This is a genomic window from Amycolatopsis sp. NPDC059021 (assembly GCF_042739895.1).
In the GTDB taxonomy this organism is placed as follows: Bacteria; Actinomycetota; Actinomycetes; order Mycobacteriales; family Pseudonocardiaceae; genus Amycolatopsis.
The window spans coordinates 45,394-69,303 of record NZ_JBHYIQ010000050.1 but is presented as its reverse complement, the minus strand read 5'-3'; the positions used below and the strand labels follow the sequence as shown (position 1 = coordinate 69,303).

The window sequence follows — 23,910 nt, the reverse complement described above, 5'->3', positions numbered from 1 at the left end:
GGCTTTGCGGGGGGCCCGCCTCGTGGTGTGTGTTTAATAAAACCCCCCCACCGCGCGGTTACGGCGACAGGGACTCGAGTGGTATTACTATACCGGCGAGTGCTAACGTGCCGGTATAACTATACCGACACTGTGAGGCGAGGGACTCGTGATCGAACTGAAGACGCCTGCGGAGATCGAACGCATGCACGTGGCCGGGCGCTTCGTCGCCGAGGTGCTCACCGAGGTCGGACGGCTCGCGGACGTGGGCGTCAACCTCATGGACCTGGAGCACCACGCGCGCGGCATGATCAAGCGGCGCGGGGCGGAGTCGTGCTACTGGGACTACGCACCGTCGTTCGGCAAGGGACCGTTCCGCAACGTCATCTGCCTGTCCGTCAACGACGCCGTCCTGCACGGCCTGCCCCACGACTACACCCTGCGCGACGGCGACGTCCTGACCGCGGATCTCGCGGTCGGCATCGACGGCTGGGCGGCCGATTCGGCGCGTACGGTCGTCGTCGGCACCGCCGCCGAGGAGGACCTGCGGATCATCCGGGCCACCGAGGAAGCACTGGAGGCGGCGATCGCGGTGGCGCGACCCGGCAACCGCCTCGGCGACATCTCGGCGGCGATCGGGGCGGTGGCCCGCGACTACGGCTATCCGGTCAACACCGAGTTCGGCGGCCACGGCATCGGCCGCACCATGCACGAGGACCTGCACATTCCCAACAAGGGCAAGGCCGGCCGGGGCCTGAAGCTCCGGCCGGGGCTGACGCTGGCGCTCGAACCCTGGTTCGCCCGCACGACCGACCGGATCGTCTTCGACGACGACGGCTGGACCATCCGGTCGGCCGACGGCTCGCGCACGGCCCATTCCGAGCACACGGTCGCCATCACCGAGGACGCCCCCTTGGTGCTCACCCGGCGTGAATCGGAAATCCCCGCATCCGGGCCTCTGTCCACAAAGGATGCGTAGCGAGCCGCTAACCGGGCCGATCCGGCAGCGCTTCCAGGGTCGTCTTGCGGATGTGCCGGAAGATGATGGACGTCCGGAATCCGACGATCTCCTTGCGGATCGCCAGCCGGTCGACGAGGAAGGCGTGCAGCTGGTCGATGTCCTGCGCGGCGACCTGGATGAGGAAGTCGTCGCTGCCCGCGAGCACGAACATCGACATCACCTCGGGCAGTTCGGCGATCGAGCGCTGGAAGGCGTCGATGACGGCCCGGCTGAGCGGCCGCACCTGCGCCGCCACCATCGCCTGCACGCCGCGGTTCAGGCTCGGCAGGTCGATGTCGGCGTGGTAGCCGCGGATGACGCCGCGCTCGCGCAGCAGCCGGGTCCGCTCCAGGCAGGTCGACGGCGCGATGCCGATCTTGCGGGCGATGTCGCGATTGGACTGCCGCGCGTCCTCCTGCAGCAGGCGCACGATCGCCGAATCAAGTTCGTCCAGCATGGCGAGTCTCCCTCCGCTGCCGAATATCGTTCGGCAAGAACGCTTTAAGCATGACGATCACTCTAACTTCGTGGTCATAAGTCGTTCATCATGCAGAGGAGAACCGCGATGGCCGTATCGGACTGGGAGCAGCTGATCGCCCGGCGGGGCCGCCGCTCGGGGGTGACCACGATGGTCGCGGTGCATTCGAGCGTGCGCGGCCCGGCCGTGGGCGGGTGCCGCCTCAAGGCCTACGCCTCGCTCGACGACGCCGTCGCCGACGTGCTGCGGCTGTCCAGGGCGATGACCGTGAAATGCGCCGTGGCCGGACTGCCGTTCGGTGGCGCGAAGAGCGTCATCGCGCTGGACGAGGGCGCGACTCTGACTCCCGCCCAGCGCCGTGACGTCCTGCTAGACCACGCCGAACTCATCGCCTCGTTCGACGGCGGCTACCAAGCGGGGCCGGACGTCGGCACCGGACCGGACGACATGCTGGTGCTGCGCGAAATCACGCCGTACGCGTTCTGCGTGCCCGAGGCACACGGCGGCACCGGCTCCTCCAGCGGTCCGACGGCGAGCGGCGTGCTGGCGGCGCTGCGGGCGGGTGCGGCGGCGGTGTTCGGGACGTCCGCGATGGCGGGACGGCGCGTGGTGGTGAGCGGCTACGGCTCCGTGGGTGCGTTGATCGCGCGAAGGCTCGCCGAGGCCGGAGCGGACGTCACGGTGTCCGACGTCGACGAATCGAAACGCGCCGTGGCCGAGCGGAGCGGGCTGCGGTGGGCGGATCCGGACAAAGCGCTCACCCTGACCGTCGACGTCGTCGTCCCGGCCGCCGTCGGCGGAGTGCTGGACCACGGCACCGCGGCGCGGATCGACGCCCCGCTCGTCGTCGGTCCCGCGAACAACCAGCTCACCGACGACACCGTCGCCGACGTGCTCGCCGCGCGGGGCGTGCTGTGGGTGCCGGACTTCGTCGCGAGCGCGGGCGGGGTCGTCTACACCCTCTCGCGGGAGGCCGAGGGGCTCGACCATGACGCGGCGCTGGCGCGGGTCGAGGCGATCGAGGAGACCGTGGCCGGCCTGCTCGCCGCCGCGCGGGCCAACGGCACGACCTCGCTGGCCGAAGCCCACGCACTGGCCGCACAACGCGGGTGAGCGTGCAGGAGCGCGGCGCGTTGTCTTGAATGGCAGGGTGGAGATCCTCACCGACGCCGCCACCCTCGCGCTGTACACCACGGACGCGTCCAACTACCGCCACGTCCCGCTCGGGGTGGTGCTGCCGAGGTCGGTGGACGAGGTCGCCGCCGCCGTCGCGGCCTGCCGCGAGCGCGGGCTGCCGGTGATCGCGCGAGGCGGCGGCACCAGCGTCGCCGGCAACTCGTGCGGCCCCGGCGTCGTGATCGACACCTCGCGCTTCGTGCGGGGCGTGGCGGAACTGGACCCCGCAGCCCGGCTGGCGCGGGTCGCGCCGGGGACTGTGCTCGACGACCTGCAGGCCCTCGCGGCGCCGCACGGCCTGCGGTTCGGTCCCGATCCGTCCACGCACAGCCGCTGCACGATCGGCGGGATGATCGGCAACAACGCGTGTGGCTCGCATTCGGTCGCCTGGGGCCGCACCGCCGACGTCGTGCGGGAGCTGGACGTCCTGCTCTACGACGGGACCCGGTTCACCGCCGGCCCGGCCACACCGTCCGAAGTGGACGAACGGGCGGCGAGGCCCGGCACCGAGGGACGCGTCTACCGGGAACTGCGGACGCTGGTGCGGGAGAACCTGGGGTTGCTGCGCACGGAACTGTCGACGTGGCCGCGCCGGGTGTCCGGCTACGGGCTCGAACATCTCTTGCCGGAGAACGGTTTCGACCTCGCGAAGGCACTCGTCGGCAGCGAAGGCACGTGCGTCACCGTCCTCGGCGCCACGGTCGCGCTCGCGGAACTGCCGAAACACCGCGTCCTGGCGGTGCTCGGCTTCCCGTCCGACATCGCCGCCGCGGACGCGGTCCCGTCGATCCTGCCGTGGTCCCCGCTGACCGTCGAAGGCGTGGACGCCCAGCTCGTCGCGTTGCTGGAGCCGGGCCGGGCCGACGGCCTGCCGCCAGGGGAGGCCTGGCTGTTCGTCGAGATGGCCGGGGACGAGCCGGGTCTCGCGGAGGAGCGCGCGCGGTCGCTCGCGAACGAACTCGGCGACGCGCTGACCGGAGCCACCGTGCTCGCCGACCCGGCGGCGCAGCGGCGGCTGTGGCGGATCCGCGAGGAGGGCGCGGGTCTCGCGACACGGCTCGCCGATGGTTCGGAGGCGTGGCCGGGCTGGGAGGACGCGGCGGTGCCGCCGGAACGCCTCGGCTCGTACCTGCGCGGGTTCAAGGAACTCATGCGCGCGCACGGCAGGCAGAGCGTCGTCTACGGCCACTACGGCGAAGGCTGCCTGCACCTGCGGCTCGACTTCGACCTGCTGTCGAAACCCGGCGTCGCGGGGTTCCGGCGGTTCCTCGAAGAGGCCGCCGACCTCGTCGCCGCGCACGGCGGATCGCTGTCCGGCGAACACGGCGACGGGCAGGCGCGTTCGGAACTGCTGTCGCGGATGTACAGCCGGGAAATGCTCGCGCTTTTCGCGCGGTTCAAGGCGATCTTCGATCCGGACGGCCGGATGAACCCGGGGATTCTCGTCGACCCGCGTCCGGTCGACGCCGATCTGCGGGTCCGGCACGCGCCGCTGGCGATCGAGGACGTCACCGTACTCGGCTATCCCGAGGACCGCGGCAGTTTCGGGCAGGCGATGCGGCGTTGTGTCGGCGTCGGGAAATGCCGCAATACCAGCGGTCCCGGCGTGATGTGCCCGAGCTATCGCGTCACTCGCGAGGAAAAGCATTCGACGCGGGGCCGCGCGCACTTGCTCGCGGAGATGATCAACGGCGAGCTTGTCACCGACGGCTGGCGGTCCGAAGAGGTCCGTGACGCACTCGACTTGTGCTTGTCCTGCAAGGGATGTCTGTCCGACTGCCCGGTGGACGTCGACATGGCGACCTACAAGGCCGAGTTCCTGCACCAGCATTACCGGCGGCGCGTACGTCCGGCGTCGCACTATTCGATGGGCTGGCTGCCGGTGTGGCTGCGGGCCGCCGCTTTCGTGCCGCGGCTGGCCAACGCGGTGGCCGGTCGTCCGCGGCTCGCGGCGTTGCTCAAGCGGGTGGGCGGGATAGCCCCCGAACGGGACCTGCCGGAGTTCGCGCCGGCACCGTTCACCCAGGCCCGCCGCGATCTGCGCCGTCGGGCCACCGGCCCGAAACCCCTGGTGCTGTGGCCGGATTCGTTCAACAACTACCTGACGCCGGGCGTGCTCGACGCGGCCACCGAGGTGCTCACCGCGGCGGGTTACGACGTCGTGCTGCCGGACCGGAGTGTCTGTTGTGGACTGACCTGGGTGTCCACCGGACAGCTCGGCATCGCGCGGAAGGTGCTGCGCCGGACGCTTTCCGTGCTGGCGCCGTATCTCGACGCCGGCTACGAGGTGGCCGGGCTGGAACCGAGCTGCACCGCGCTTTTCCGCGGCGACCTGGCGGCACTGCTGCCCGGCGATCGGTACGCGCGGCTGCTCGCTTCGCGCACTCGGACACTGGCCGAACTCCTCGAGCGGTCCCCGGTGGAGTTTTCCGCGCTGGACGTCGAGGCGATCACGCAGGTCCACTGTCACCAGCACGCGGTGCTCGGGTTCGCGGCGGACGAGGCCGCGCTCGCCGCCGCCGGGGTGCGCAACACTACGCTCGACTCCGGATGTTGCGGGCTGGCGGGCAACTTCGGCTTCGAACGCGGCCACTACGACGTCTCGGTCGCGTGTGCCGAGGACCGGCTGCTGCCCGCCGTGCGCGCGGCGCCGTCGGACACCGTGGTGCTCTCGGACGGGTTCAGCTGCCGGACGCAGATCGCGCAGGAGTCCGGGCGGGAGGCGCTGCACCTGGCCGAGCTCCTGCGCCGCGCCCTGCGTCGTTAGCTGAAGGGGACTTTCCTCGCATGTGATGAGACGAAAGTCCCCTTCAGCCCACGGTGATCGGGCAGGATCGGGAAGATGCGGGACAGTGGTCAGCTCGTCGAGATCGCCTGCGACGAGTCCGGGTCCGAGGGCGAGAAGCTCATCGGCGGGGAGACCGACGTCTTCGCCCACGCCGGTGTCCGGCTGGACGTCGAGACCGCGGCGGACTGCGTCCGGGAGATCCGGCGCCGGATCCGGTCCCCGGCGCTGGAGTACAAGGCCAACCACCTGCTCCGCGAGAAGCACCGGCCGGTGCTGGTGTGGTTGCTCGGCCCGTCGAGCCCGCTGTACGGGCACGCGTCGCTGTATCTGGCCGACAAGGCCTTTTTCGTCGTCGGCACGATCGTCGACCTGCTGGTGGAGGACGAACTCTCCGCGGCGAGCGCGGGGCTGTACCGCGGTGAGGAAGCACGCGGTCTGGCGCTCACGCTGCATCGCGAGGGGCCGCGCGCGTTCGGGTACGAGCGGTGGCAAGCCTTTCTGGAGGAGTTCAACACCCTCATGCGGGCCAAGAACCGGCAAGGCGAAACGTCCGTCGACGCCTTCTTCGAGCTGGTCGACGTGTTGTGCCTCGAGGGGACCGGACCAGTGCACGAGATCCTGGGCCTGCTGGCGAAAGCCCGTCCGCGGGTGGCGGCCTCGCGGGAGCGGGTTCTCGACGATCCGAAGACGTTCTCGGTGCTCAATCCGCTGATCCCGGCCGTCGTCCGGGCGGTGACCTACTGGGGTACGGGCGGCGGGCCGGTTTCCGTCGTCCACGACGAACAACTCGTGCTGACCCCGGAGCGCGTCGCCCGGATCGAGGAGATCCTCGACGATCCCGCGCTGGCCCGGTTCACCTCGGGGGCCCGGCTGGCCGCACTGCGCTTCGTCGACTCGCGTGCCGATCCGCGGGTCCAGATCGCCGACTTTCTCGCGGGGGTGGCGAGAAGGATCGCGTCGGACGAACTCGCCGGGCGGGGCGATGCCGAACTCACCGCGTTGCTGCGCCCTTACACGGACCCGTTTTCGCTCTGGGACGACGAACGAAGCTGAGCGGTCAGTGACGTTCGGCGCCCGGCTCCCGCGCGGGCAGGCCACGAAGCAGGACGTCGAGGAAAAGATCGAAGCGCGGCGCGCTGTGGCCGAGGTCGAGCGGGTTCTCCTGGGTGGCGAGCCAGCCCACGACGGACGTGATGAAGATGTACCAGCTCTGTTCGGCCAGGCCGGGCTCGGCGCCGGCGTTCGTGAACGCGGTGATGACCTCCTCGCGGACTCGGCCGAAGGAGCGGGCGTTGTGGCGGTGCGGCCGTGACAGGCGGGTGGCATAACCGGGCACGGCGAGGAACTGGTCGTGCATGGCCCACGCGACGCGGGTGAGCCATGGCCGCCACGACCGGCCGTGCGGGCCTTCGGGCGGGAGGATGCGCTCGATCACGACCTCGCTGATCAGATCGAACAGCTGGTCGCGGTTCTTGACCCAGCGGTAGAGCGCGCCGTGGGTGACCCCCAGCCGCGCGGCGAGAGCCCGCATGGTCAGGGTGTCGAGGTTGCCCGCCGCGATGGCGGCGTCGACGATCCGCTCGCGGCTGATCTGCGCGGGGCGTCCCGGGCGCTGTCGGGTAGTCGCGGCGTCGGTCATGACCAGGACTCTACGAGATCGGCTCGGGTGTGGCCCGTCACAGCATTGTTTATAACCATTGGTCACAAATGCTGCTAGCCTGGCCGCATGGACATCACGACAGCAATCAACGGCACGGTGGCCGGCGGTTTCGAGCGGGTGCGGGACGAGTTCGCCGCGGTCGCGGCGACGGAGGGCGGGGACCTCGCCGCGCAGCTGGTGGCGTATCGGCACGGCGAACGGGTCGTGGACCTGTGGACCGGCCCGGAGCTGGACGGCGATTCACTGCTCGGCACGTTCTCCGCCAGTAAGGGTGCCGCGCACCTGGTCGTCGCCCTGCTCGTGCAGGACGGCGTGCTGGACCTCGACGAGCGGGTCAGCCACTACTGGCCGGAATTCGGCGTGGAGGGCAAGCGGGACATCACCCTGCGCGAGCTGCTGGCGCACCGGGCGGGCCTGGTCGGCGCGGACACGGGATTCACGCTCGAGGAGCTCGCCGACGATCGGATCGTCGCCGAGCGTCTCGGCGCGCAGCGTCCGTACTGGCGGCCGGGAAGCGCTTTCGGCTACCACGCGCTGGTCATCGCGGCGCTGAGCGGCGAGGTCGTCCGCCGCGCCACCGGGCGGACCATCCAGGAGCATTTCGCCGAACGGATCCGCGATCCGTACACAGTGGACTTCCACCTCGGGTTGCCCGAGGATCAGGAATCCCGTTTCCTGAGCGCGCAGCCGATGCTGACGACCCCGGAGCGGACGGCCGCGCTGGCGGCACGGGCGACCGGCGCGCACAGCCTGTCCGGCATCGCGTTCAACCGCAACCATCCGCGGAACCCGGAACTGTGGACCCTGCCGAACCACCGGACGGTCCGGGCGCTCGGGACGACCTCGTGGGGTGGTGTGGCCTCGGCGCGCGGCCTGGCCAGGATGTACGCGGCCGCGATCGGACCGCTCGACGGCATGGTGCCGCTGCTGAAGCCGGACACGGCCGCCGCCTTCGCGCAGATCCAGTCCCTCGGCTACGACCTGGTGACCCGTGAGCACAAGGCGTTCGGGGCCGGCTTCCACGTCACGTCCGAGTACTACCCGGTGCTGGGGCAGGGCAGTTTCGGGCACAGCGGGGCGGGTGGTCAGCAGGCGTTCGCCGATCCGCGCAACGGCGTGGCGTACGGCTACACCCGCCGGCGGTTCCCGTTCCCCGCCGCTGCCGCCCCGGAAAACGACCGCCTGATCCGCGCGTTGTACGCCGCGTTCTAGAGCCAGGTGCGTACGCCGCCGTGGCCGGAGCAGGTGCCCGAGCGGTGCTGGCTGTAGCTGTAGGAGCCGTCCTTGCAGAGCGCGGTCGCCCCGGCCGGATTCGAACCGGGCCGCTGCACGCACACACCGCTGGAATTGCGGTAGTGGTCGGCGTCGCATTCCGCGGGCGCGGTCGTTTTCGGTGCCGCCGGAGTGGTTTCCACCGGCGGCGGGGAATAGGCGGGCGCGGGGGCGGCGGAATACGTCGTCGTGGGCGTCGCGCTGGTGGTGGGCGGGGAATACGTCGGCGGCGTATAGGCCGGTGAAGTGCTCGGGGTGAACGCGGCCGGACTCCCGGGATTGGTGGCGGGTACGGTGCCCACGCCGCATCCCGCAATGAACAGGCAGGCGGTCACTATGACGGCGAACTTCTTCACGGTTCCTCCCCAGCCTTCTCGAAACCCGATGTCGAGTTGTCGGGGAAAACGTGCTCGCCGTTACTCGGGAAAATTCCCGAAAATACCGGAAGTATGGTGGGTGAATGACGTGTTGCCCGCCGGGCTAGGCGGTCGCCCACCAGGTGCGGGCGAGCGCGTCGAGGGTGGGTTCCGGCGGTGCGGGCATAACGCGGAGATACCACGGCAGATTGCTGTACACGTGCAGCAAGGTGTACGCGAGACAGCGGCGGGCGAAGTCGTCACCGAGTTGGTCCGGACCATAGCCGTAGGCGAGCAGAAGGCGGCGCAGGAAATCCGCGTCACCGCTGGAGACGAACAGGCCGGTGGCCACGAAGTCGTACTCGGCCGCGCCCCGCATCGCGGGTTCGAAGTCGAAGAGACCGGTGAGCCGCCAGCCGTCGTCGCCCGGTACGACCATCAGGTGATCCCGCATGAACTCGGTGTGCAGCGGAACGGGTTTCGGCGTGCCGAGATCGACCGCGTCGAGAAAACCGGGGATCTGGGCCACCCAGTCCTCGTGGAGTCCGGTGGCACGATGATGTTCGACGGCCGTGGCGCGGCGCCCGGCGATGAACTTCGTCCAGTCCTTCGGTTCGAGGCTCGCGAGTGCGGGGCCGTCGACCGCGTGCAGCGCCGCGAGCGTTTCGCCCAGTTCGGGTGCCAGCCGCTTTTTGTCCTCTGTGGACAGTTCGGGCCAGGCCTCCGCGAGCGTGCGCCCGGGAAGACGTTCCATCAGCACGTATCCCCAGCCTTCGTGCGCACCCGAGGTTTCGACGCCGGGAGTGGGAATCGGCAGCCTGCCGTGCAGCGTTTCGAGCATGGCCAGCTCGGTGCCGATCTCGTCGGCGTAGACCGGCGGGTAGAGCTTGAGCACGAGCTTCTCGCCCACCGCGTACACCGGCAGCGAACCTTCGGTGAACGGGACCACCGGTGTGCCGTCGAGCCCGATCGACTTCATCAGCGTCGTGACTGCGGGGAGCAGGGCTTCGCGGGTGAGCGCGTCGAACTCGGCCTCGGTCGAGGCAGGCGGGAACGGCGTCATGAGCGCGACAGTAAGACACCGCCGCGATCGGCGCGAAAGATTATTCGGTGCGTTCGAGCAGCGTTTTCGTGGCCTCGACGACCAGGCGGCAGATGTGCTCGGGGTCGGCGCTGGCGAGCGGTTCCCTGGTGGCGATCCCGCGGACGAGGCCGATCCCCAGTACCCAGGCCATGACGAGGTCGGCGCGCAGTTCGGCGTCGGGAGCGTCGGTGAGTGTCGCGAGCGTTTTGGCGTACTCGTCGCTGATCTGACGCCGGATCGCGGTGCTCGCGCTGTCGGAGGCCGCCGAGCGCAGGTAGGTCGCCATCGCCCGGTGTGCCTGGCCGGTGCCACTGGGATCGAGGATGCTCCGCAGCGCGGCGCCGAGCAGCTTTTCGGGGGAGGTCTCCGCGAGCTGCTGCTGGCCGTTGCGGGCCACCACCTCCTCGAACAACTGCTCCTTGGTGCCGAAGTAGCGGAACAGCAACGCCTGGTTGGCCCCGGCGCGCTCGGCGATGTCCCGCACCGTCGTCCGGTCGAAGCCGCGTTCGGCGAAGAGTTCGCTCGCCGCGTCCAGCAGGGCGGCCTTGGTCGCCGCCGCGTCCCGCTTGCGGGTCTCTCGTGTCATCGCGCCTCCGTTCGCCAGAAGGCTAACCCGGTGTCGCGCGTGTAACCGCGTTGACGCGTGCGGTGACCCGGTTGTAGCGTTGTAAGCAGGTGCTTACAAACAGGACCTTTCGACATTCCGGGAGTTTTCGCGATGACCACCACGCAGAGCGAACCGCTGGCTTATCCGTTCAACGAGGAGGAGGGGCTGGCACTGAACGAGGCCTACGCGGCGGCGCGCGAGGCCGAGGGGATGATCCGGGTCCGGCTGCCCTACGGCGAGCCCGCCTGGCTCGCGACCCGGTACGCCGACGCGCGGTTCGTGCTGGGGGACCGGCGGTTCTCCCGCGCGGCGGCGGTCGGGAAGGACTACCCGCGGACGTCGGCGGGCACCCGGGACAGCGGCATCCTGTCGATGGACCCGCCGGACCACACGCGGCTGCGCACGCTGGTCGCCAAGGCGTTCACGATGCGCCGGGTCGAGACGTTGCGGCCGCGGGTGAAGGAGCTCGCGGCCGAGCTGATCGCGGAGATGAAGGCCGCCGGGGCGCCTGCCGATCTGGTCGAGGACTACGCGTTGCCGATCCCGGTCGCGGTGATCTGCGAGCTGCTCGGTGTCCCGACCGTGGACCGGCCGAAGTTCCGGGCCTGGAGCGACGCGGCGCTGTCGAGCAGCGGCCTGACCGCCGAGGAGTTCGACGCCAACCGCGAGGAACTGCGCGAGTACATGGCGGGCCTGATCGCCCAGCACCGCGCCGAGCCCGCCGACGATCTGATGACGGCGCTGATCGAGGCACGCGACGTCAAGGACCGGCTGACCGAGCTCGAACTGATCGACCTGTGCGTCGGCATCCTGGTGGCCGGGCACGAGACCACCGCGACGCAGATCCCGAACTTCGTCTACGCGCTGAAGGAGGAGCCCGCCCGCTGGGAGAAGCTGGTCGCCGAGCCGGAGCTGGTCCCGGCCGCGGTCGAGGAGCTGATGCGCTTCGTCCCGCTGGGCGCGGGGGCGTCGTTCCCGCGGTATGCCACCGAGGACGTCGAGGTCGGCGGGATGCTGGTGCGTGCGGGGGAGCCGGTGCTCGTCGCGGGCGGCGCGGCGAACCGGGACGCGCTGGTGTTCGACGACGCGGACAAGCTCGTCTTCGACCGGCCCGACAACCACCACCTCGGGTTCGGCCACGGCGTCCACCACTGCCTCGGCGCGCCGCTCGCGCGGCTGGAACTGCAGGAGGCGCTGGCCGCGCTGGTGCGCGAAATGCCAGGGCTGCACCTCACCGGCGATATCGTGTGGAAGACGCAGATGCTGGTGCGGGGCCCGCGATCGATGCCGATCGGCTGGTGAACGCATGAGCGACGCTCGCGAGCGAATCGAGGACATCGCATGAGCTGGAACGTCGAGGTGGACGGTGGCACGTGCATCGGCTCGGGGATGTGTGCGGCGCTGATGCCCGAACTGTTCGAACTGGACGGCGCCGTGGCCCACCCGCTGGCCGAGCGGGTCGATCCCGACGAAACCGTGCTGGACGCCGCCGATTCCTGTCCGGCGATGGCCATCACGGTCACCGCCGGCGGCGAGGTGGTGGGCCCCCGGCCGTAGGCGGTCGATCCCGGGAGGTCACCATGGGGAGCGAGAACGCCCTCGTGGTGACCTTCGGGTGCGCCCCGACCGGAACGGAGCAGCCGTGGCCCGTCTCGAATCCGCTGCCGAGGTGTACGACGCGCTCGGCACGAAGTACGAACACGCCTTCCGCGACTGGCCGGAGCGGCTGAAGACCGTCGAATGGCTGCTCGGGAACCTGCCGAGCAGGGCGAAGGTGCTGGACGTCGGATCGGGGACGGGGCGGCCGACGGCCGAGCTGATCGCCGCGGCGGGCCACGACGTCACGGGCTGCGACGTGTCGCCGAAGATGATCGAGATCGCGCGGAGCCAGGTGCCCGCCGCGCGGTTCGAGCTGGCGGACATGCGTTCGCTGACGTATCCGGCCGGGACCTGGGACGCGATCGTGGCGTTCTTCTCCATGCTGCAGCTGACCCGGTCCGAACAGGACGCCCAGCTGGCCCGCTTCGCGGACTGGCTGGCGCCGGGCGGTCACCTCACCTTCGGCACCGTCCCCGGCGACGCGGACGACGTCGTGGGCGGATTCATGGGGCACACCTTCCGGTCGAGCACCTATCCGGCCGAGGTGTTCGCGGCGCGCCTGGCCGAGGCCGGGCTGGACCTGGTCTACGAGCACCGCGCGCGGTACACGCCGGACCTGCCGGGCGCCGAGCCCGAGGACCAGGTTTTCCTGATCGCCCGCAAGCCTTCCTGAGGCTCAGCCGAAGCGGCCGTGTTCGGTGACCACGGCCGTGATCAGCGAAGCCGGAGTGACGTCGAAGGCCGGGTTGAACACCGCCGCGCCCGCCGGGGCCACCACCGTGCCGCCGAACTCCGTCAGCTCGGCGGCGTCGCGTTCCTCGATGACGATCTCCTCGCCACTGCTCAGCGAGGTGTCCACAGTGGACGACGGGGCGACCACGACGAACGGGACGCCGTGGTGCCGCGCGGCGATCGCCAGCCCGTAGGTGCCGATCTTGTTCGCGACGTCGCCGTTGGCCGCGATCCGGTCGGCGCCGACGAGGACACAGTCGACCATCCCGCGTGCCATCGCCGCGGCGGCCGCGCCGTCCGGTTGCACGCGGTAGGGCACTCCCGCCCGTTCGAGCTCCCACGCGGTCAGCCGCGCACCCTGCAGCAGCGGCCGGGTCTCGTCCACGAGCACGGATTCGACCAGGCCGCGATCCTGCAGATGCCAGACCACGCCGAGCGCGCTGCCCCAGGCGACCGTGGCGAGACTGCCCGCGTTGCAATGGCTCAGCAGCCGCAGCGGGCGGCGCGGGCAGGCGGCCAGCACGACCTCGGCGGCGTGCGCGGAGGCCGTGCGGTTGAGTTCCTCGTCCTCGTCGAGGATCGCGAGCGCCTCCAGGAGGACGGCGTCGGCACCGCCGGGCAGCTTCGCCAGTGCCCGCTCGACACCCCAGCTCAGGTTGACCGCCGTCGGCCGGGCGCCGGCGATGCGCCCGGCCTCGGCCCGCACGTCCCCGCCCGACCGGGCCACCAGCGCGACCCCGAGCGCGCCCGCCGCGCCCAGCGCCGGAGCACCGCGCACCGCGAGCCGCCGGATGGCGCCGATCAGCTCGTCCGCGGTGCGCAGGGTGAGCGTGCGGAACTCGCCCGGCAGCGCGCACTGGTCGATGATCACGATCGCGTCTTCGGCCCAGTCGATGGTCCTGCGCACGAGCACCCCCGCATGTCCAGTGGCCGATCACGACCCCGCCGTCATGACCATCTTGTCGTGATTCCGCGCCTTCCGCGATCTCCTCGACAGGGCTTTACTTCGGCGCCGGGATCGAGGGCCGGGCACGACGGGGGAAGACGGCGACAATCCCGGCGAGCACGGCGAGGGCCAGGCCCACCACCTGCATCAGTGTTCCGGCGAAGGGAAGTACGTCCGACGGCGTGCTCAGCCTGCGGCCCGACTGCGGATTCATGAACGCGGTCAGCACGAACGTCAGCGAAAGCATCATGCTCAGCTCGATCATGGCGTTGCCGGGGAGCAGCGCGACCAGGATCGCCAGGATCAGGAACAGGATCGGCCCCGGCCCGTCCCAGTTGAAGCCTTCGGGCGCGGCGTCACCGACGGCGTCGAGCAGCAGACCGGCGAACACGAGCGCGACAGGAACGCGGCGGGGATTGCGTGAACCGAGCGGCGCGACCCAGGGCTCCGGCCGGGTGCGGTGGTTGTGGACGATGGCGAACACGCCCGCCACCGCGGAAATCGCGAGGCCGGCGAGCATGACGATGTTGCCTGTCACGACGCCGCCGCGCGGGTCGGCGAGGTTCCGCGCCAGATTGCCGCCGGCGAGGCCGCCGATGGTGATCCACAGGGAAAGGGCTATCGCGGCGGCCGGTGCCCAGTTCGAACGCCGGTTCAGCAGCACGATGGCGGCGGCGCCGAGTACGTAGAACAGTCCGGGCGGGAAGCCGAAACCCTTGAACATGGCGGGCGCGGAGATCCATTGCACGATCAGCCCGGCGGCGCCGACGAGCTGACCGCCGACGGTGATCGAGGTGAGGAGGGAAAACCGGCGTGGTGGTGCGGTGAGTGTGGTCATGCCCACAGCGTTTCGCGGATCCTGGCGGCTGGCGTCGGCCCAGCTACGGCACTGCGACTACGTAGCCGTGCGTACCGGTAGCCATGTCTACGCTCGTCGCGGTATCCCGCTGGCGCCCCGGATATCCAGTGGCCGGACATGGTTCGCCACCGCGAGGATGCGGCCATGACCATCGAACGCCAAAACCCGCCGGGCCTGCACGCCACGCCCGGGTACCACCACGTCACGATCGCCGAGGCGCGGCGCACGGTCTACCTCGCCGGGCAGTGCCCGCTCGACGCCGAGGGCCGGGTCGTTCCCGGTGACGTGCTGGCCCAGACCGATCAGGTCGTGGCCAACACCGCCACCGCGCTCACCGCCGCCGGGGCGACTCCCGGCGACGTCGTCCGGACCGTCATCTACGTCGCCACCGAGGATCGCGAGGTGCTCTCCGCGGTGTGGGCCCGGCTCACCGCGTCCGGGATCGGCGCGGCCTTCAGCACGGCGAGCACCCTGCTCGGGGTCGCCCGGCTCGGCTACCCGGGCCAGCTCGTCGAACTCGACGTCACCGCGGCGCTGCGCTGACCACCTCCCTCACAGTCCCGCCATGATGTCGGTCTCGGTGATCCCCGGCCCCTGACCGGCACGGATGAACCACTCCGTGCCGAAGGCGTGCGCGAAACCCTCTTCGGGCATCGCGAGGAAGAACGACTCCTCGGGGATCTGGCTGGCGTGCGCCCGCATCGCGGCCCGCTTCGCGCCGAGGTACGCCGTGACGTCGACCGCGCCGGTGATCACCGCCTCCGGCTTGCCGAAACTGTCCTCTTCGGACAGATCGGGCAGCGCCTCCTTGGGGATCAGGCCCTGTTCGACCGCCGCCTCGATGCCCTTGCGCATGTGATCGGCGTTGTTCGTCGCCTCGTACACCCGCGGCGTGCCCGCGAGCTCGGCCGCGCGCATCCCGACCCGGTGCACCTGAATGTGATCGGGGTGCCCGTAGCCGCCGTTGTCGTCGTACACCGTCAGGACGTCCGCTTCTTCCTCGCGCAGGATCGCCGCGAGGCGTTCGGCGGCCTCTTCGACCGGGGCCGTCCAGAACGAGCCCTCGTGCTCGTTGGTCGGCTCGCCCATCATCCCGGAGTCGCGATAGCCGAGGAACTCGACGCGTTTGACGCCGAGCACCTCCGCCGCCGCGTGGGTCTCCCGCACGCGGCGCTCCCACAGTTGTTCACCCTCGGCGAGAAATCCCTCCGGTACCTCGCCGACTTCGCCCCGGGTCGCGACGACGAGCACGACCCGGTGCCCCTCCTCGGACGCCTTGCGCATCACGCCGCCGGTGACGATGCATTCGTCATCCGGATGGGCGTGGAAAGTCACCAGTGTGGCCATACGAGCGAATCTACCGGCTCACCCCGACAGAAAACGCTCGAGCGATGCTCAGGCCGGCGTCTTCGGCTTGGTGAACCAGCCCGCGTAGGTCAGCAGCAGGCCCATCACCGCCAGGAGACCGAAGAAGACGCGGGCGATGAGTGTCGCGGTCGGGGACAGCAGGGTCGCGTCGACTCCCGACCGGATCGCGGAAGGCGTTGCGATCAAGAGGAATCCCCGGACGGCGACGAACCAGCCGAACAAGGAGATGGTCACCGCGAGCGGGCCCTGCCAGCTGCGGTGCCCGCCGACGATGACCAGCCCGCCGCCGAGCATGAGGGCGCCGAGCAGCCAGACCAGGACGGGCTGTGCGAACAGGTCGTCGACGAGCCCGGTCAGCGCGGGCAGGCGGATCGCGTAGACGAGGGTGAAGGTGGCGACGTAGGGGCCGATGACGCGGGCGAACGCCCGGGTCCGTTCCTGTGCCGCGAGGGTGGCGGTAGGCACTTTTCCGTCCTTGTCTTCCGGTGCCGGGTCACTCCCCGGCGGGGTGTGGTGTGCCGGGCCGGTACCCGGCCTGGTGGAGCACCGCGCGCAGGAATCGCTCGACGTCGGCGGCGGTGCTGGTGTCCGGCCGCACGGCGAGGTGCTGCCAGATCGCGCCGGTGAGCAGGTCCAGCAGGACCTCCGGGTCGCTGTCCGGCGGCAACTGCCCGCGGTCGCGGGCCCGTTCGAACACCTTCTGGCGAGTGCGGTCGCGATCCGCGCCGAACATGTCGTGGTACGCGCGGGCGAGCTCGGGATTGTCCTCGATCGCGCCGTAGACGCGCCGCAGCAGGCGGCGCTGACGCGGGTCGGCGAGCAGCTGTGCCCACCCGGTCACCAGGTGCTCGATGTCGCGGATTTCCGGTGTGCGCGGGGGATTCCCGTAGGCGCTCTCCACGGTGGCGATCAGCAGCCGGGTCTTGTCCGGGAACCGCCGGTACACGGTGGCCCTGGTGACTCCGGCGCGCCGGGCCACCTGCTCGATGCTGGTCGCCTCCGCGCCGCGTTCGATCAGCAGCTCCAGCGCGGCGGCCAGGATGGCGGCGTCGGCTTCCTTGCTGCGCGGACGGCCTGGGGTGCTCACGTCGATTACGATACAGTACTGCTCTGTATTGTAAAGGGCCGGGCGCGCTGCGGGTGTCCTGCAGCTTTTTGGGGTCCTGCGTCTCCGTGGGCCGGTTCTCGGTGGGCGAGCGGGGTGGCAGGTCTGTTCGCGGAGCCACCACGTCTCGAACGCTCCGTCCGGGACGCTCAACGTCTCGAACGCGTCGTTCAGGACGCGAACCGCCTCCCAGACGTCCCGAACGCTCCGTTCGCGACACCCGCGTAGCGCGCGACAGGTCCACTCGCCCCGTCACCAACGCCGTGAAGGACTCCTTCACAGCGCTGAGCGCCGGTAAGGAGTCCTTCACGGACCTGAGCGCCGGTATGGAGGCCTTCACGGCACGCCGGGCGAGAGCGGCCGGGCGAGATGGTGGCCGGGCGGGATGTGCCGAGGGACGCCTTCGGTGCGCTCACCGCACCGAGGGACGCCCCCGTTGCATCCAACGCACCCAGGGCGTCCCTCGGCACATCCCCGCGCCCCCACTCCCCAAGCCGTGAAGGAGTCCTTACCAGCACCCTCGCCCGTGGGGAAGGCGCCGTGCGTTGCGTTTTACGGCTGGTTTCCCCGCTGACCAGTACCAATACGGTTCGTTTCGGGTGCTGTACCGGGGTATGCCGGGACGGCAGGCTACGAGGGTGGCCGGAAGGCGTCCCGGCCATCGCCAGGGTGAGGTGACCCGGACCCCGTCGGTCTCACCCCGGGAAGGCCCTACCCCCGCCCTCCCGCCACTGGTCGAGGGGCGGTCTCCGGGAGCGCCCCCGTCCACCGGAGCCCGCCCCTCACCGTGCCGCCGGGTCAGGAGACGGCACGGGTCAGCGTCCGGTACGGCGTGCAGCCGTGCGTGGTGCGGTAGTACCGCGCGAAGCGGCCGGAGTGGAAGAAGCCCCAGCGGGCGGCGATCTGGGTGACGGTGACGCCGGTGGTGGGATCGGCCGCGAGGAGCTCCTGGTGTGCCTGGTGCAGGCGGACCGTGCGGAGGTAGCCCATCGGCGTGATCCCGCGGCGGCGGAAGGCGTACTGCACCGCGCGGATGGTGACATGCGCGGCGGCGGCGATGTCGGCGACGCTGATGTCGTGGTGCGGGTGGTCGTCGATGAACGCCATGGCACGCCGCAAGGTGGCCGAGTGGGCGTCGTGCCGGTCCTCGATGGTCGGGTCGGTCAGCGCGGTGCTGGGGAAGGTGGACAGGACGGTGGCCGCCAGCAACTGGGGTGCCGTGGAGGCGATCAGCGGACTCTCCCGCATCGCCGGGTCCGCCGCGACGTGCTCCCGCAGGAACGTGACGGTGTGCAACAGCTGACGCCCGGCGGCAGGGGAGACGGGCCGGTAGCCGGTCAGCCGCACCGGGGTGTCGATACGGCTGGGCGCGGACGAGGCCACCTGGGACAGCAGGGACGGCTCCAGCGCCGTGGCACTGAACCGCGCGTGAGCCTGGCGGCCCGCGTACGGCCGATCGGGCTGGGCGACCAGGAACACCTCGCCCACGCCGTGACTGTTCCGGACGCCCTCGGTCTCCACATGCGGGAAGCCGCCGGACTCCACCCCGAAGAAGAGGAGACGGCCCAACGGCTCGACGGCGTAGTCGGCGTCGAAACCGTAGTCCGCGTGGTCGAGGCTGATCGGCCCCAGCGGATTCTGGCTGGCATGAAAGCGATTCCGCGCCGGGGAGCGGATCCTGAACCGGATCGACGCGTAGCTGCGGGCGATGAACTCTTCGATCTCGTCCAGGTCGTGGCTCTCGAAGTCGTGTCCCATGATGCCCCCGCCGAAGGCCTGGCTGTCAGCTTGCCCCGGATCGGCCCGGATCGGTAGGGGAACGGTGATTTCGCGGAGCGCACTACGCGGATGGCGGACAGCTCCGATGCTCCATGCGGGTGCTCAGCCGCTCGGCGAACGCGCGTGCGGCGTCCAGTTCGCTGGGGCCGGGACGTCCCTTGCGGATACCGCCGACGAGCCGGAACGGAAGGTAGGTGTCGAAGCCCCGGCACAGGAAGGGTTCGGTCACCTCGAAGCCTTTTCGTTCGAGAAGCCGCCCGAGGCGGCGGGTGTAGGGCCGGAACCTGGGTTCCGGCAAACCACTGGTGGCGAAGACGAACGCCGCGCGCCATTCCCCGTCCGGGAGGGACTCGACGAAATGACGGAGGCGGGAATGGAAGTCCATAGTGAAGATCCCCGAGCCGAATCCCACGAGGTCGCACTCGGCGAGTTCGGCCGTGTCGACTTCGTCGGGGTCGACAACGGGGGCGCCGAGGACCCGGCCCATGACGTCGGCGACCCGCTTCGTGTTGCCATGCGACACGGAGGTGCACACGATTACGGCCTTCATGACGATTCTCCTTGCGCTTTCTGCGAAATCCGGGTGTCGAGGGGGCGGAGCACGTCGGCGGTGCGCAGCTTGTCGGGATTGCGGACCGCGTACAGCCCGGTGATCCGTGTCCCCGCCAGCTCGATCATCAGGACGGAGTCGAGCCGCCCGTCGGCACTGGAACGGAACAGGACCGCGGGCAGCGCGTTGAAGCTCCCGAACTCGATGTCCATGTCCGCCATGCTGTTCCGCGCGAGGCCGACGAGATAGCGGGCGACCGGCGCGGCGCCGGTGATCGGGCGGCGGGCGGCGGTGACGCGGCCGCCGCCGTCGGAGATCTGGACGACGTCGGGCGCGAGCACGTCCATCAGGGTCTGGACGTCGCCGGTGCGGGCGGCCGCCAGGAACCGGCCGATCACCGCCTGACTGGTCTCGTCGTCGGGCTGGAAGCGCCGGCGCCGGGCGTGCACGTGTTCGCGGGCCCGATGCGCGATCTGGCGGACGGCGGTGTCGCTCTTGCCGATCATGTCCGCGATCTCGACGAGGCTGTGGCCGAACACCTCGGACAGCACGAACACCGCCCGCTCGGTGGGCCCGAGGGTTTCCAGCACGAGGAGCATGGCCATCGACACCGATTCCGCCAGCAGGAGGTCATGACTGGCGTCGTGGTCGGTGCGGATCGGTTCGGGCAGCCAGGTGCCGATGTAGTCCTCGCGGCGGCGGCGCACGGTCCGCAGCCGGTTCAGAGCCTGCCGCGTGACGATCTGGACGAGATAAGCGCGAAGGTGCGTCACCTCGTCCGAATCGACGTCGCGCCACCGGAGATAGCTGTCCTGCACCACGTCCTCGGCGTCGGCCGCGCTGCCGAGGATCTCGTAGGCGATCGTGAACAGCAATGGCCGCACCTGATCGAACATCGTCTGCTCATTCATCGGATCGCGGCCCTCGCGTGCACGGCCGATGTGCCGCGGGGAAGCCATCGGTAGGCCCGCGGGAACCGCATCGCGGTGATGGTGAAGCGGCACACTCGTTCCTTGACCACCGCGGCGGCCCGTCCGGACAACGTGAATCCCCGGGGGCTGTCGTCCCGGTGCGTCGCCTGGATGAACCCGTCACGCCTGCCGAGGCTGATCCCCTGTCCCGCCATGCCGATCGACACCGGCGCCGGTCGCTCGCCCCTGATCAGCGCGAGCACCGTGTCGGCACCGTGGGCGCCCATGGGCATCGCCGCCTGACAACTCATCCGCAGATGATCCCCGGCCTGTCCGGGTGGTGCGACAGCGTCACCGGCGCCGACAATCCGTTCATGCCCCGGGCAGACCAGGGTGTCGTCGGTGCGCAGGCGACCGTCGGCGGTCACCGGCAGGCCGCTGCGCAGGGCCAGGTCCGGTACGTCGAACGAACCCGCCCACACCGTGCAGTCACTGGCCAGCTTCCCGGCGTCGGTCTCGACGCCGTCGGTGTGGACTTCGGTGACCCGCAAGCCGGTGCGCAGCCGGACCCCGGCGTTCGCGAGGCGGCGTTCGATGCTCGCCCGGCTCGACTCGGGCAGCCACGCGGCGACCGACCGCGAGACCAGTTCGACACTCAACGACGGGTACCGGTACGCGATTTCGGCGGCGCTCTCGATCCCGGTCAGCCCGCCGCCGACCACCACGACGCGCGCGCCCGGCGGCAGTAGCCGCAGCCGCCTCCGCAACGACTCGGCGTCGTCGAGATCGCCGATACCCCAGGCGTTTCCGGACCCGGCAGGACCTCGGGCGGCCGTGCTGCCCACGGCGTACAGCAGGTAATCGAACTCGAGCGAGCCTCCGTCTTCGAGGCCCACCGAACGCTCCGCGATCGCGTTCACCTTGCCCACCCGCAGCCGCACACCGCGACGCAGCAGATCGCTCAGCGGACGTTTCGCGTCCGGCCCACCCGCAGCGTGTTCGTGCAACCGGACGCGTTCCACGAACTCCGGCCGCGGATTGACCACCGTCACGTGCACGTCCGGCTGGCCTGCCGCCGCGAGCCGGTTCGCGGCCATCACGCCCGCGTAGCCCGCGCCGGCCACCAGCACCCGCGTCATCACGTCCACCTCCGATCGGATCGTCCGTACACCTCGTGGACACCACCCGGCCGGAGATCGTGACAGCGGGGGCCTGTGGTCACGGTCACAACGACTCGTCGGCGGAAAAAGGGTTGTGCGCGACGTGGTGCGAACGGTTAGCTGTGCGGCGGACTGTGAAGGCCTACGAGGAGGTGAGACCCGTGAACGCTGTAGCGATGTGGGTGCTCCCCCTCGTCAAATCACGGTCGGGCGACTGACGTAGGTGTCGCCGGGAGCGCCTCGACAAGGCAATCCCGAAAGGCGACATCCATGAACTCTGTGCATTTCCCGCCGGGCACCGGCGAACACGCCGTGGTGCTCACGCGAGTCGGCGAGCGGCAATGGCACGCGCTGGAGGACGACCGGGTGGTCGGCCGCGGCGAAGCCTTCCGCAGGCCCGACGGGCGGACCTTCCTCAGCATCGACGCGTGGCACGGCGCGGTCTTCGACCACCTCGCCGAGGCCATGCTTCCCGAACTGCCGAAGCCGCTCTACACCGTGGTCGACGAGGCCGACCACGATTTGACGTCCCAGTGGGAGCGAGCCGGTTTCACCATCCGGCGTCGTGAGTGGGAGTACCTCGTGCCCACGGACCCCCGGGTCACGGGACTCGGCTCGGTGGAACCACCGGCGGGCGTGACGATCGCGGGCATCGGCGAGGCGGCGGACGGCCCGCTGCGCGCGCTGGACCGCGCGATCCGCGCCGAAGTCGAGGCCACGGTCGGCTGGCAGGAGATGCCGGCCGAGGTACTGCCCCGTCCGGAGGGCGTCACCGTGCTGGACCCGTCGAAGTACGCGGTGGCGGCGCGGTCCGGGCGGTACGTGGGACTGGTCCGGCTGGGGCCGATGACCCGGCGGCCCCGGGTCGGGCTGATCGCGGTGCTTGCCGACCAGCATCGCCGCGGTATCGCCCGTGCGTTGCTCGCCGACGTGCTGGGCCGGCTGCACCGGCGCGGGATCGAAACGGCGTCCGCCGATGTCACCGAGTCCAACGGTGCGGCCGCGGCGCTCTTCGAGAGCGTCGGTGCTCGCCGGGGGAACAGCAGCCTGGAGCTGGTGCTCCGCTGATCCCCGGCGCGACGCGTTCGTTTCTTTCCCCACCTCACAGATCGGAAAAACACATGGCGAAAACAGCAGGGGGCATCGAAGTCGAGGGCACCGTCCTCGAATGCCTGCGCAATGCCACCTTCCGAGTGGAACTCGAGAACGGGCACAAGGTGCTGGCCCACATCAGCGGCAAGATCAGGAAGAACTACATCAAGATCCTGCCGTTCGACCGGGTGCTCCTGGAGCTCAGCCCGTATGACCTCACCCGTGGCCGGATCCTGTTCCGGTACCGGAACTAGCTTTTCGTAGCGGCAACGATCTCGGTGCGGGGGCCGTCGTCAGGGTTCAGGCCCTGGCGGCGGCCCCCGGTGTCCTCACGCGTGGGTCAGTATTCGTTCTTGATGACGAAGTAGGAGCCGCGGATGGTTCCGGCCAGCTTCGACTTCTGCCGGGCGAACTTGAACGAGGAGAGTTCCGCGGGGACTTCCATCCCCTCGGAGAGCTTGAACCCGACCGCCCGTTTCCCAGAGTCGTCCAAGGTGTACATCACGTTGATCGACAGGCCGTTCTCGTAGAAGACGTAGGCCATCCGGATGTTCTCGACCTGGAACTCGGTCGCTTCGAGCGGGCGGGAGGAAATGACGATGTCGCGTTCCTCCTTGAGGATCCGGTGCACCCAGTCGATGGTCGACGTGGCTTCGCTCGCGGGCTGGACCGTGAAGACGTGGTCGTACTTGTTCTTGAAGTACCGGGCTTCGTTTGCCCGCAGGCCGGCGAGTGCGTCCGCGACCGGCGACGACTCCAGGCCGAGTGTCGATACGGTGGCGAACTCGACGGCATAGGACATGGCGAATCCCTCCGGATACGGGTCGGTCGGGCTCAGCGTATGCGCTGGTGACGGAGGTAGACCACTCGGGAGCCCACGGTCCGGGACTCGATCAGCCGCAGGTCGAGGCGGTTCGCGAGGGGCGGGAAGTACGGGGTGCCGCCGCCGAGGACGACCGGGTTGACGAACTGGCGGTATTCGTCGATCAGGTCCTCGGCGACGGCGGCCGCGGCCAGGTTCGCCCCGCCGATGGACACCACGCCCTCGCCCGGCTGATCGCGCAGCCTGCCGACCTCGGTCGCCAGGTCGCCGGTGGCCAGGCGTGCGTTGCCCACCACCGAGGTCAGCGTGCGGGAGAACACCACCTTCGGGATCCGCCGCCAGATCCGGGCGAACTCCAGCTGCGCCGCGTCGGACATGGTCTGCTCGGCGGTCTCCCAGACCAGCATGGTCTCGTACAGCCGCCGTCCGCACAGATATCCCGCGAGGTGCCGGGTCTGCTCGACGTGGAAGTCGAACAACTCCGCCTCCGGGGCGCCCCAGTCGATGTCGCCGTCCGGAGCGGCGATGAAGCCGTCCAGCGACACACTCATCGAACAGATCACCGGCAGCATCGGGTCCTCCTGTC

The 23,910-nt window shown here is 70.1% G+C and carries 27 protein-coding genes; 11 read left to right on the top strand and 16 right to left on the bottom strand.

The window, feature by feature from the left end; all coding sequences use genetic code 11:
• Positions 1 to 148: 148 nt before the first annotated feature.
• Positions 149 to 958, top strand: coding sequence for a type I methionyl aminopeptidase (gene map, locus ACFWX1_RS27225; protein ID WP_378391942.1), 810 nt, complete (start codon positions 149 to 151; stop codon positions 956 to 958).
• A 7-nt stretch (positions 959 to 965) separates the two neighbouring features.
• Here map and ACFWX1_RS27220 read toward each other — a convergent pair whose 3' ends face one another.
• Positions 966 to 1,433, bottom strand: coding sequence for an Lrp/AsnC family transcriptional regulator (locus ACFWX1_RS27220; RefSeq protein WP_378391946.1), 468 nt, complete (start codon positions 1,431 to 1,433; stop codon positions 966 to 968).
• A gap of 111 nt (positions 1,434 to 1,544) precedes the next feature.
• Between ACFWX1_RS27220 and ACFWX1_RS27215 the strand changes: the two genes are divergently transcribed.
• The 3 genes from ACFWX1_RS27215 to ACFWX1_RS27205 all read left to right on the top strand — a co-directional run bounded on the left by ACFWX1_RS27215 (position 1,545) and on the right by ACFWX1_RS27205 (position 6,474).
• Positions 1,545 to 2,570, top strand: coding sequence for a Glu/Leu/Phe/Val dehydrogenase dimerization domain-containing protein (locus ACFWX1_RS27215; RefSeq protein WP_378391940.1), 1,026 nt, complete (start codon positions 1,545 to 1,547; stop codon positions 2,568 to 2,570).
• 37 nt (positions 2,571 to 2,607) lie between these two features.
• Positions 2,608 to 5,400, top strand: coding sequence for an FAD-binding and (Fe-S)-binding domain-containing protein (locus tag ACFWX1_RS27210; protein ID WP_378391938.1), 2,793 nt, complete (start codon positions 2,608 to 2,610; stop codon positions 5,398 to 5,400).
• Between the two features lie 75 nt (positions 5,401 to 5,475).
• Positions 5,476 to 6,474: a DUF3800 domain-containing protein gene (locus ACFWX1_RS27205; RefSeq protein WP_378391936.1), complete on the top strand. Its 999-nt coding sequence runs from the start codon at positions 5,476 to 5,478 to the stop codon at positions 6,472 to 6,474.
• Between the two features lie 4 nt (positions 6,475 to 6,478).
• On the opposite strand, the gene ACFWX1_RS27200 is transcribed toward ACFWX1_RS27205, so the two are convergent.
• The gene (locus tag ACFWX1_RS27200; RefSeq protein WP_378391934.1) at positions 6,479 to 7,060 is read right to left on the bottom strand and encodes a TetR/AcrR family transcriptional regulator; all 582 of its coding nucleotides are present in this window, start codon (positions 7,058 to 7,060) and stop codon (positions 6,479 to 6,481) included.
• Positions 7,061 to 7,147: 87 nt separating this feature from the next.
• Between ACFWX1_RS27200 and ACFWX1_RS27195 the strand changes: the two genes are divergently transcribed.
• Positions 7,148 to 8,293, top strand: coding sequence for a serine hydrolase domain-containing protein (locus tag ACFWX1_RS27195; protein ID WP_378391932.1), 1,146 nt, complete (start codon positions 7,148 to 7,150; stop codon positions 8,291 to 8,293).
• On the opposite strand, the gene ACFWX1_RS27190 is transcribed toward ACFWX1_RS27195, so the two are convergent.
• The 3 genes from ACFWX1_RS27190 to ACFWX1_RS27180 all read right to left on the bottom strand — a co-directional run bounded on the left by ACFWX1_RS27190 (position 8,290) and on the right by ACFWX1_RS27180 (position 10,379).
• Positions 8,290 to 8,655: a DUF3761 domain-containing protein gene (locus ACFWX1_RS27190; protein WP_378391930.1), complete on the bottom strand. Its 366-nt coding sequence runs from the start codon at positions 8,653 to 8,655 to the stop codon at positions 8,290 to 8,292. The genes ACFWX1_RS27195 and ACFWX1_RS27190 overlap by 4 nt on opposite strands.
• Positions 8,656 to 8,833: 178 nt before the next feature.
• Positions 8,834 to 9,772 carry a phosphotransferase gene (locus tag ACFWX1_RS27185; protein ID WP_378391928.1) on the bottom strand — a complete coding sequence of 313 codons (939 nt, stop codon included), beginning with the start codon at positions 9,770 to 9,772 and terminating at the stop codon, positions 8,834 to 8,836.
• 40 nt (positions 9,773 to 9,812) lie between these two features.
• Entirely contained in the window at positions 9,813 to 10,379 is a 567-nt protein-coding gene (locus ACFWX1_RS27180; protein WP_378391926.1) for a TetR family transcriptional regulator, read from the bottom strand.
• A gap of 132 nt (positions 10,380 to 10,511) precedes the next feature.
• On the opposite strand from ACFWX1_RS27180, the gene ACFWX1_RS27175 reads away from it, so the two are divergent.
• From ACFWX1_RS27175 to ACFWX1_RS27165, 3 genes are all read left to right on the top strand, one after another.
• Positions 10,512 to 11,702 carry a cytochrome P450 gene (locus ACFWX1_RS27175; RefSeq protein WP_378391924.1) on the top strand — a complete coding sequence of 397 codons (1,191 nt, stop codon included), beginning with the start codon at positions 10,512 to 10,514 and terminating at the stop codon, positions 11,700 to 11,702.
• A gap of 39 nt (positions 11,703 to 11,741) precedes the next feature.
• Entirely contained in the window at positions 11,742 to 11,957 is a 216-nt protein-coding gene (locus ACFWX1_RS27170) for a ferredoxin (RefSeq protein ID WP_378391922.1), read from the top strand.
• Positions 11,958 to 12,042: 85 nt separating this feature from the next.
• Positions 12,043 to 12,672, top strand: a complete 630-nt coding sequence (locus tag ACFWX1_RS27165; protein WP_378391920.1) for a class I SAM-dependent methyltransferase — start codon at positions 12,043 to 12,045, stop codon at positions 12,670 to 12,672.
• A 3-nt stretch (positions 12,673 to 12,675) separates the two neighbouring features.
• Here the strand turns inward: ACFWX1_RS27165 and mtnA are convergent, their stop codons facing one another.
• Positions 12,676 to 13,638 carry an S-methyl-5-thioribose-1-phosphate isomerase gene (mtnA, locus tag ACFWX1_RS27160; RefSeq protein WP_378391918.1) on the bottom strand — a complete coding sequence of 321 codons (963 nt, stop codon included), beginning with the start codon at positions 13,636 to 13,638 and terminating at the stop codon, positions 12,676 to 12,678.
• Between the two features lie 94 nt (positions 13,639 to 13,732).
• Complete coding sequence (locus ACFWX1_RS27155; RefSeq protein ID WP_378391916.1) at positions 13,733 to 14,515, bottom strand: hypothetical protein; 783 nt, start codon at positions 14,513 to 14,515, stop codon at positions 13,733 to 13,735.
• A gap of 165 nt (positions 14,516 to 14,680) precedes the next feature.
• Between ACFWX1_RS27155 and ACFWX1_RS27150 the strand changes: the two genes are divergently transcribed.
• Positions 14,681 to 15,079, top strand: a complete 399-nt coding sequence (locus ACFWX1_RS27150) for a RidA family protein (protein ID WP_378391914.1) — start codon at positions 14,681 to 14,683, stop codon at positions 15,077 to 15,079.
• 9 nt (positions 15,080 to 15,088) lie between these two features.
• Here the strand turns inward: ACFWX1_RS27150 and ACFWX1_RS27145 are convergent, their stop codons facing one another.
• The 7 genes from ACFWX1_RS27145 to ACFWX1_RS27115 all read right to left on the bottom strand — a co-directional run bounded on the left by ACFWX1_RS27145 (position 15,089) and on the right by ACFWX1_RS27115 (position 21,388).
• A complete protein-coding gene (locus ACFWX1_RS27145) occupies positions 15,089 to 15,883 on the bottom strand; it encodes a PIG-L family deacetylase (RefSeq protein WP_378391912.1) in 795 nt (264 codons plus the stop codon).
• Positions 15,884 to 15,931: 48 nt separating this feature from the next.
• Positions 15,932 to 16,369, bottom strand: a complete 438-nt coding sequence (locus ACFWX1_RS27140; protein WP_378391911.1) for a hypothetical protein — start codon at positions 16,367 to 16,369, stop codon at positions 15,932 to 15,934.
• 28 nt (positions 16,370 to 16,397) lie between these two features.
• Positions 16,398 to 16,991 carry a TetR/AcrR family transcriptional regulator gene (locus ACFWX1_RS27135; protein ID WP_378391909.1) on the bottom strand — a complete coding sequence of 198 codons (594 nt, stop codon included), beginning with the start codon at positions 16,989 to 16,991 and terminating at the stop codon, positions 16,398 to 16,400.
• A gap of 816 nt (positions 16,992 to 17,807) precedes the next feature.
• Complete coding sequence (locus ACFWX1_RS27130; RefSeq protein WP_378391907.1) at positions 17,808 to 18,767, bottom strand: AraC family transcriptional regulator; 960 nt, start codon at positions 18,765 to 18,767, stop codon at positions 17,808 to 17,810.
• Between the two features lie 82 nt (positions 18,768 to 18,849).
• Entirely contained in the window at positions 18,850 to 19,338 is a 489-nt protein-coding gene (locus ACFWX1_RS27125; RefSeq protein ID WP_378391905.1) for a flavodoxin family protein, read from the bottom strand.
• Positions 19,335 to 20,234 (bottom strand): RNA polymerase sigma-70 factor, encoded by a 900-nt coding sequence (locus ACFWX1_RS27120; RefSeq protein WP_378391903.1) that lies wholly within the window; start codon positions 20,232 to 20,234, stop codon positions 19,335 to 19,337. Before ACFWX1_RS27120 ends, ACFWX1_RS27125 begins: the two co-directional genes overlap by 4 nt.
• 11 nt (positions 20,235 to 20,245) lie before the next feature.
• Positions 20,246 to 21,388 carry an NAD(P)/FAD-dependent oxidoreductase gene (locus tag ACFWX1_RS27115; protein WP_378391901.1) on the bottom strand — a complete coding sequence of 381 codons (1,143 nt, stop codon included), beginning with the start codon at positions 21,386 to 21,388 and terminating at the stop codon, positions 20,246 to 20,248.
• Between the two features lie 291 nt (positions 21,389 to 21,679).
• Here ACFWX1_RS27115 and ACFWX1_RS27110 point away from each other — a divergent pair, with 291 nt between their 5' ends.
• Together ACFWX1_RS27110 and infA are read left to right on the top strand one after the other, a co-directional pair.
• On the top strand, positions 21,680 to 22,477 hold the full coding sequence (locus ACFWX1_RS27110; RefSeq protein WP_378391899.1) for a GNAT family N-acetyltransferase: 798 nt from the start codon (positions 21,680 to 21,682) through the stop codon (positions 22,475 to 22,477).
• A gap of 53 nt (positions 22,478 to 22,530) precedes the next feature.
• Positions 22,531 to 22,755, top strand: coding sequence for a translation initiation factor IF-1 (gene infA / locus ACFWX1_RS27105; RefSeq protein WP_378391898.1), 225 nt, complete (start codon positions 22,531 to 22,533; stop codon positions 22,753 to 22,755).
• A gap of 86 nt (positions 22,756 to 22,841) precedes the next feature.
• On the opposite strand, the gene ACFWX1_RS27100 is transcribed toward infA, so the two are convergent.
• Entirely contained in the window at positions 22,842 to 23,303 is a 462-nt protein-coding gene (locus ACFWX1_RS27100; protein WP_378391896.1) for a phage tail protein, read from the bottom strand.
• Between the two features lie 32 nt (positions 23,304 to 23,335).
• Positions 23,336 to 23,896 carry a dihydrofolate reductase family protein gene (locus tag ACFWX1_RS27095; protein ID WP_378391894.1) on the bottom strand — a complete coding sequence of 187 codons (561 nt, stop codon included), beginning with the start codon at positions 23,894 to 23,896 and terminating at the stop codon, positions 23,336 to 23,338.
• Positions 23,897 to 23,910 lie beyond the last annotated feature (14 nt).

Excerpts from the sequence above, each read along its gene's own strand:
- ACFWX1_RS27215 (WP_378391940.1), top strand. The coding sequence starts at position 1,545 with ATGGCCGTATCGGACTGGGAGCAGCTGATCGCCCGGCGGGGCCGCCGC.
- ACFWX1_RS27205 (WP_378391936.1), top strand. The coding sequence starts at position 5,476 with ATGCGGGACAGTGGTCAGCTCGTCGAGATCGCCTGCGACGAGTCCGGG.
- ACFWX1_RS27200 (WP_378391934.1), bottom strand. The coding sequence starts at position 7,060 with ATGACCGACGCCGCGACTACCCGACAGCGCCCGGGACGCCCCGCGCAG.
- ACFWX1_RS27195 (WP_378391932.1), top strand. The coding sequence starts at position 7,148 with ATGGACATCACGACAGCAATCAACGGCACGGTGGCCGGCGGTTTCGAG.
- ACFWX1_RS27185 (WP_378391928.1), bottom strand. The coding sequence starts at position 9,772 with ATGACGCCGTTCCCGCCTGCCTCGACCGAGGCCGAGTTCGACGCGCTC.
- ACFWX1_RS27180 (WP_378391926.1), bottom strand. The coding sequence starts at position 10,379 with ATGACACGAGAGACCCGCAAGCGGGACGCGGCGGCGACCAAGGCCGCC.
- ACFWX1_RS27175 (WP_378391924.1), top strand. The coding sequence starts at position 10,512 with ATGACCACCACGCAGAGCGAACCGCTGGCTTATCCGTTCAACGAGGAG.
- ACFWX1_RS27170 (WP_378391922.1), top strand. The coding sequence starts at position 11,742 with ATGAGCTGGAACGTCGAGGTGGACGGTGGCACGTGCATCGGCTCGGGG.
- ACFWX1_RS27155 (WP_378391916.1), bottom strand. The coding sequence starts at position 14,515 with ATGACCACACTCACCGCACCACCACGCCGGTTTTCCCTCCTCACCTCG.
- ACFWX1_RS27150 (WP_378391914.1), top strand. The coding sequence starts at position 14,681 with ATGACCATCGAACGCCAAAACCCGCCGGGCCTGCACGCCACGCCCGGG.
- ACFWX1_RS27145 (WP_378391912.1), bottom strand. The coding sequence starts at position 15,883 with ATGGCCACACTGGTGACTTTCCACGCCCATCCGGATGACGAATGCATC.
- ACFWX1_RS27130 (WP_378391907.1), bottom strand. The coding sequence starts at position 18,767 with ATGGGACACGACTTCGAGAGCCACGACCTGGACGAGATCGAAGAGTTC.
- ACFWX1_RS27125 (WP_378391905.1), bottom strand. The coding sequence starts at position 19,338 with ATGAAGGCCGTAATCGTGTGCACCTCCGTGTCGCATGGCAACACGAAG.
- ACFWX1_RS27120 (WP_378391903.1), bottom strand. The coding sequence starts at position 20,234 with ATGTTCGATCAGGTGCGGCCATTGCTGTTCACGATCGCCTACGAGATC.
- ACFWX1_RS27115 (WP_378391901.1), bottom strand. The coding sequence starts at position 21,388 with ATGACGCGGGTGCTGGTGGCCGGCGCGGGCTACGCGGGCGTGATGGCC.
- ACFWX1_RS27110 (WP_378391899.1), top strand. The coding sequence starts at position 21,680 with ATGAACTCTGTGCATTTCCCGCCGGGCACCGGCGAACACGCCGTGGTG.
- infA (WP_378391898.1), top strand. The coding sequence starts at position 22,531 with ATGGCGAAAACAGCAGGGGGCATCGAAGTCGAGGGCACCGTCCTCGAA.
- ACFWX1_RS27100 (WP_378391896.1), bottom strand. The coding sequence starts at position 23,303 with ATGTCCTATGCCGTCGAGTTCGCCACCGTATCGACACTCGGCCTGGAG.
- ACFWX1_RS27095 (WP_378391894.1), bottom strand. The coding sequence starts at position 23,896 with ATGCTGCCGGTGATCTGTTCGATGAGTGTGTCGCTGGACGGCTTCATC.